Annotated in this window: 1 protein-coding gene, 1 pseudogene and 1 other annotated feature; the gene and the pseudogene both read left to right on the top strand. The window is 44.5% G+C overall.

Annotated elements, in window-relative coordinates; genetic code table 11:
* On the top strand, positions 1-6,033 hold a 6,033-nt coding region (locus C3420_RS16060), incomplete at its 5' end, for a BapA/Bap/LapF family large adhesin (RefSeq protein WP_146048172.1).
* Positions 6,034-6,206: 173 nt separating this feature from the next.
* A pseudogene (locus C3420_RS16070) lies at positions 6,207-6,585 on the top strand (transposase); the annotation flags it as partial.
* Positions 6,482-6,585, top strand: a sequence feature (AL1L pseudoknot). This feature is flagged as partial in the annotation. (Overlaps the previous pseudogene by 104 nt.)

A 6,585-nucleotide genomic window follows, 5' to 3' on the forward strand; every position in this document is an offset into this window, starting at 1 on the left:
GCAGGTAATGAATCAGATTCTGTTACCGCTGTAGCAGATACAGCAACAGATACCACTGCTCCAGAGGTCCCGGTTATTGAGGGCTTTGATGGCACAACAGTGGTAGGCACAGCCGAGCCGGGTTCAACCATTACTATCAGTAGTACAACTGGAAGAGTACTCGCAAATGGTACAGTAGATGTAGATGGTAAATTTAGTATTATACTTCCGATTTCGGTTTCTGACGCAGTAGAAGTACAAGTAACCGCTACTGATGCAGCAGGTAATGAATCAGATTTTGTTACCGCTGTAGCGGATACAGCAACAGATACCACTGCTCCAGAGGTCCCGGTTATTGAGGGCTTTGATGGCACAACAGTGATAGGCACAGCCGAGCCAGATTCAACCATTACCGTAAGAGACGCGGCGGGTAATGAACTTGCTACTGCTACAGCGGATGAAGAAGGTAATTTCAGTGTTGTGCTTGAACCGGCGGTTGAAGATGGTGCAGAGGTAGAAGTCACAGCGACAGATGCAGCAGGTAATGAATCAGATTTTGTTACCGCTGTAGCGGATACAGCAACAGATACCACTGCTCCAGAGGTCCCGGTTATTGAGGGCTTTGATGGCACAACAGTGGTAGGCACAGCCGAGCCGGGTTCAACCATTATCGTGAGCGACACTGAGGGTAATGAGCTTGCTACTGCTACAGCGGATGAAGAAGGTAATTTCAGTGTTGTGCTTGAACCGGCGGTTGAAGATGGTGCAGAAGTAGAAGTCACGGCGACAGATGCAGCAGGTAATGAATCAGATTCTGTTACCGCTGTAGCAGATACAGCAACAGATACCACGGCTCCAGAGGTCCCGGTTATTGAGGGCTTTGATGGCACAACAGTGGTAGGCACAGCCGAGCCGGGTTCAACCATTATCGTGAGCGACACTGAGGGTAATGAGCTTGCTACTGCTATAGCGGATGAAGAAGGTAATTTCAGCGTTGGGCTTGAACCGGCGGTTGAAAATGGCACAGAGGTAGAAGTCACAGCGACAGATGCAGCAGATAATGAATCTGCTCCTGCTACAGCTGTAGCAGATACAATTGCTCCAGAAATCCCGGTCATTGAGGGCTTTGATGGCACAACAGTGGTAGGCACAGCCGAGCCGGGTTCAACCATTACCGTAAGAGATACTGAGGGTAATGAGCTTGCTACTGGTACAGCGGATGAAGAAGGTAATTTCAGTGTTGTGCTTGAACCGGCGGTTGAAAATGGTACAGAGGTAGAAGTCACAGCGACAGATGCAGCAGGTAATGAATCAGATTCTGTTACCGCTGTAGCGGATACAGCAACAGATACCACTGCTCCAGAGGTCCCGGTCATTGAGGGCTTTGATGGTACAACAGTGGTAGGCACAGCCGAGCCAGGTTCAACCATTACCGTAAGAGACGCGGCGGGTAATGAACTTGCTACTGCTACAGCGGATGAAGAAGGTAATTTCAGTGTTGTGCTTGAACCGGCGGTTGAAGATGGTGCAGAAGTAGAAGTCACAGCGACAGATGCAGCAGGTAATGAATCAGCTTCTGTTACCGCTGTAGCGGATACAGCAACAGATACCACTGCTCCAGAGGTCCCGGTTATTGAGGGCTTTGATGGCACAACAGTGGTAGGCACAGCCGAGCCGGGTTCAACCATCATCGTGAGCGACACTGAGGGTAATGAGCTTGCTACTGCTACAGCGGATGAAGAAGGTAATTTCAGTGTTGTGCTTGAACCGGCGATTGACGATGGTGCAGAAGTAGAAGTCACGGCGACAGATGCAGCAGGTAATGAATCAGCTTCTGTTACCGCTGTAGCGGATACAGCAACAGATACCACTGCTCCAGAGGTCCCGGTTATTGAGGGCTTTGATGGCACAACAGTGGTGGGTACAGCCGAACCGGGATCAACTATTACGATCCGAGATGCTGCGGGTGAGGTACTTGCCACTGGAACAGCCGATGAAGAAGGTAATTTCAGTGTTGTGCTTGAACCGGCGATTGAAGATGGTGCAGAAGTAGAAGTCACGGCGACTGATGCAGCAGGTAATGAATCAGATCCTGCCACAGCAATAGCAGATATGAATACAGATACTACCGCACCTGCAGTACCGGATATTCAAGGCTTTGATGGCACAACAGTGGTGGGTACGGCTGAACCGGGATCAACTATTACGATCCGAGATGCTGCGGGTGAGGTACTTGCCACTGGAACAGCCGATGAAGACGGTAATTTCCGAGTGGTGCTTGAACAGCCAGTTGAGGATGAAGCAGAGGTAGAAGTCACGGCGACAGATGCAGCAGGTAATGAATCAGATCCTGTTACAGCTACAGCAGATACGAATACAGATACTACCGCACCTGCAGTACCGGATATTCAAGGCTTTGATGGCACAACAGTGGTAGGCACAGCTGAACCGGGATCAACTATTACGATTCGAGATGCTGAGGGGGTACTTATAACTGGCACGGCCGATGATATAGAGGGTAGCTTTAGCATTACCCTTCCAACTCCGGTTGAGAATGGTACAGAGGTAGAGGTCACGGCTACAGATGCAGCAGGTAATGAATCAGCACCTGCCATAGCAATAGCAGATACAATCGCTCCAGAGGTACCAGAAATCGAAGGTTTTGATGGTACAACAGTGGTGGGTACAGCCGAACCGGGATCAACTATTACGATCCGAAATGCTGCGGGTGAGGTACTTGCCACTGGAACAGCCGATGAAGACGGTAATTTCAGTGTTGTGCTTGAACCGGCGGTTGAAAATGGTACAGAGGTAGAAGTCACAGCGACAGATGCAGCAGGTAATGAATCAGATTCTGTTACCGCTGTAGCGGATACAGCAACAGATACCACTGCTCCAGAGGTCCCGGTTATTGAGGACTTTGATGGCACAACAGTGGTAGGCACAGCCGAGCCAGGTTCAACCATTACCGTAAGAGACGCGGCGGGTAATGAACTTGCTACTGATACAGCGGATGAAGAAGGCAACTTTATTATTGAGCTTGAGAACCCATTTTCAAATGGCGAAGAACTTAATATTGTAGCTACTGATACAAGTGGTAATGAATCAACACCAGTAAGTATTAATGCACCAGATATTACTCCACCAATTATTGAATCAATTGCAATTGCTGATGGCCTTGGTTCCATTACTGTAGTAACAGAACCAAATGCAAATGTAGTGCTTACGGATGCTGAAGGTAATGAGTTAGCAAGTGGCCAAGCAGGTGAAAATGGCGTTTATATCTATACGCCAAATGCTCCTTTTGCAGATGGTGCGTTAATTAATGTGGTTGTCAGTGATGCTGCTGGTAATAACACAACTGAAGAGATTCGTGCAGGTATCGCAGAAGTTGTTGCAGCAGCAGATAACAATGTTCAGTTAATACTTGATATATTGCCTTCACAAGCTGTAAATCCTAACCCAAGCAGTTTAAATAGTACTGGTTTTACTGTTGGTGCGGTGGGATTAGGACCTGTTTTAAATGTAAGCGCACTAGAGAGCGTATTTTCATCATCTGTAGATATCAGCGTAGCAGAAGGAACTACACGTGACCTTACCTTCTATGCTGATGCAGGCGGTTTAACAGCCGGTAGCATGGACTTGTTCATGTACAAACGTAATGCCACTACGGGTGAATGGGAACTTCGAGAGAGTCTTGAAAACTGGTACACCGTTGTGGTTGGTGGTGTATCACCAACAATTACCCGTAACTTTGATGAAGGTGAGTGGTTGCTAGTGTTAGGCAATGGTGAAGGCTTATCGCTTGTGACCGGTTATACCATGCGTTTCACGGGGGATGTGGTCAATGACTTCAATAATCCGATTGCGATTACGGGTACATCTGCAGGTAATGTAATTACTGATACAGATTATCAAAATGGTACTGATCAAGTTCCAGAAGGTAGTTTAATTACAAGTGTTAATGGTACTACGTTGAATGCCGCAGGGATGACGACGATACAAGGCCAGCATGGTACTTTAAGTATCCAACAAGATGGTACGTATAGCTACTCTGCCAATGCTAATTTCCGTGAATATGGTGAAACAGATAGCTTTAGCTATGTCATTACTGCTCCAGATGGTACAACAGCAAGCGCTGAACTTAATATCGAATTGGTTCGTATTCCAAGCAATGAAGATGTCATTATTGATGATACAGTTACTCTGACCGTTCAACCATTAGAAACTGTATTGACTGGTAATCAAATTACTATTGAGAATGCAACAGCAATTAACCTATTGAATCTAGGGGTTGCAGGAAATGTACTTTCTGCAAGCGTTATAGGTACAGAGGGGGTCATGGACTTTACCGTTGGTGCTGGCACACTTCGTGAGTTGACCTTCCAAGGAAGTGGCGGTGGTCTATCGGTCGCTGTCACTTATGGCTTTACCATTTATCGCCAAGATGAAGAAACAGGACTCTTTGTTCAAGTCTACCAAGAACCATCATTCCTGTATGTTCCATTCTTAGCAAGTGGTAGAAGTGATCCACTCACTTTATCGTTCGGTGAAGGTACTTATATCGCAATTATTGCTGCAACAGGAGGTGTTGATCTTGCAGGTGGAGCGAGTGTTGAAGTCACTGTCGATAAAACTTATGACTATAACGCTCCTGTACAATTGAATGGCACAACATCAGGTGATGTTACTGCTGATGATACTGTACAGTTGGTTGAAGTGAATGATCAAATTGTGCAAGAAGGTACAGCAACAACAGTGGTTGGACAGTTCGGTACTTTAGTCATTAACTTTGATGGCACTTATACCTATAGCGTGACTAAACCAGCAGATACAACCGGATGGCAGCCACCGTATGGCGAAATCGAGCGTTTTGAGCTTGTCAAGCAAGCTGCAGATGGTAAATCATTTATTGATATTTTGAATATCGCCATTCAAACGCATGAAGCTGTGGATGATTTTGAATCAATTGTCATTGACTCTCGAAACTCGAGTGAACGTACTTTCACTGCAGATGAAAGTCTATTGAATGAAAATAATGTTGCTATTAATTTCGAGTTAACTGATTATCAATATGCTGAAACTCTTACGCTGAATGCCTCAGTGACGCGTACTTCACTTGCCAGTACTCCAACGGCAACCATCCTTATTACTAAGGATGGAGAAACTGTATATCAAGGTCCTATTGCAGTTACGTGGGGAAGAGGAATTGGTCAAGCAGCATATAATGGAAAAATTTCTGCACCGATTACACTTCCAGAAGACACGGATTTTACCGCCGGTGAATATACTGTCATTATTAACCTGAATGGTAATTTGACAAATATTCGTAATATTACAAGTGCTGAACTTACCGGAAATATCATTAATGATATTTCTTTTAATGGAGAGCCAGTAGAAGCAATTATAGGCAATATTCTACAGGATAATGATCAAGCAAATGACCAAATTGATATTCTAAAGATTGGTCGTCAAGAATTATATGTAAATGACCTCACTAAAGGTGCGAGTTCCTTTACTGTTCAGGGTCAGCATGGTGTATTAACTCTCAATAAAGATGGTTCATATTCTTATCAGCCTTCTGGCGAAAGTGCAGGCATAGAAACATTTACCTATACCACAATTTCGAAAGTGGGCACTGAACAAACAGCAACGCTTGAAATTAGTGTAGGTATGAACTTAACTGGCTCAGATCTAGATGAGCAAGTAGTTGCATCTGATGCCGAAGATGTTTTCACCTTAGGTGGTGGAGCGGATACAGTGATTTATGAAGTGCTCAATGCGGGTCAAGATGAAGGTACTGCTGATATCTGGACTGATTTCAGTCTCACTGAGGGTGATGCAATTGATGTGAGTGCATTGTTAACAGGTGCAAATGCAGAGAATATTAGTGAATATATTTCTGTAGAAGTAAATGACAACAATGCCACAGTGATATCAATTGATCGTGATGGAGCTGGTACACAGTTCCAAGATAAGGTTGAACTTATTACTCTTGAGGGTGTGAATACGAACTTGGAAGAGTTGCTTTCAAATGGTCATATCATTTACTAAAACTAAGATAATTATTTAGAAAATGACTAACACAAAGAGGCTTCTCGAAGCCTCTTTGTTTGTTTATACAGATAAAAAGATTTTTTGATCAATTTCAGAAAGATTAAGGGATTTGATCAGTAGTGAACCGTACCGGGTTTGTCGGAGAGTCAATATTCTGAGAGACTACCCCGATGACAAAATTAAAATATACCCCTGAAATCAGAGAAAGAGCGGTTCAATTATTGATTGAATCTGAAAAAGATTATCCTTCTACTTGGGCTGCAATCACAGCAATTGCGCCTAAGATTGGTTGTACTCCTGAAACACTTCGTGCCTGGCATCAAAAGCATTTAGATCAGCAAAATCCTATTAAAGTACAACAGATATCTGATCAAGAAAAAATGAAGCAAATGGAACGTGAAATTAAAGAATTAAAGCGTGCCAATGAAATTCTACGTAAAGCAGCCGCTTTTTTCGCCCAGGCGGAGCTCGACCGCCCACACAAATAATGGTGGATTTCATCCATAACAATAAAGACTTATATGGTGTTGATGCGATTTGTAGGATTTT

The organism is Acinetobacter sp. ACNIH3 (assembly GCF_002918965.1).
GTDB classification, from domain to species: domain Bacteria; phylum Pseudomonadota; class Gammaproteobacteria; order Pseudomonadales; family Moraxellaceae; genus Acinetobacter; species Acinetobacter schindleri.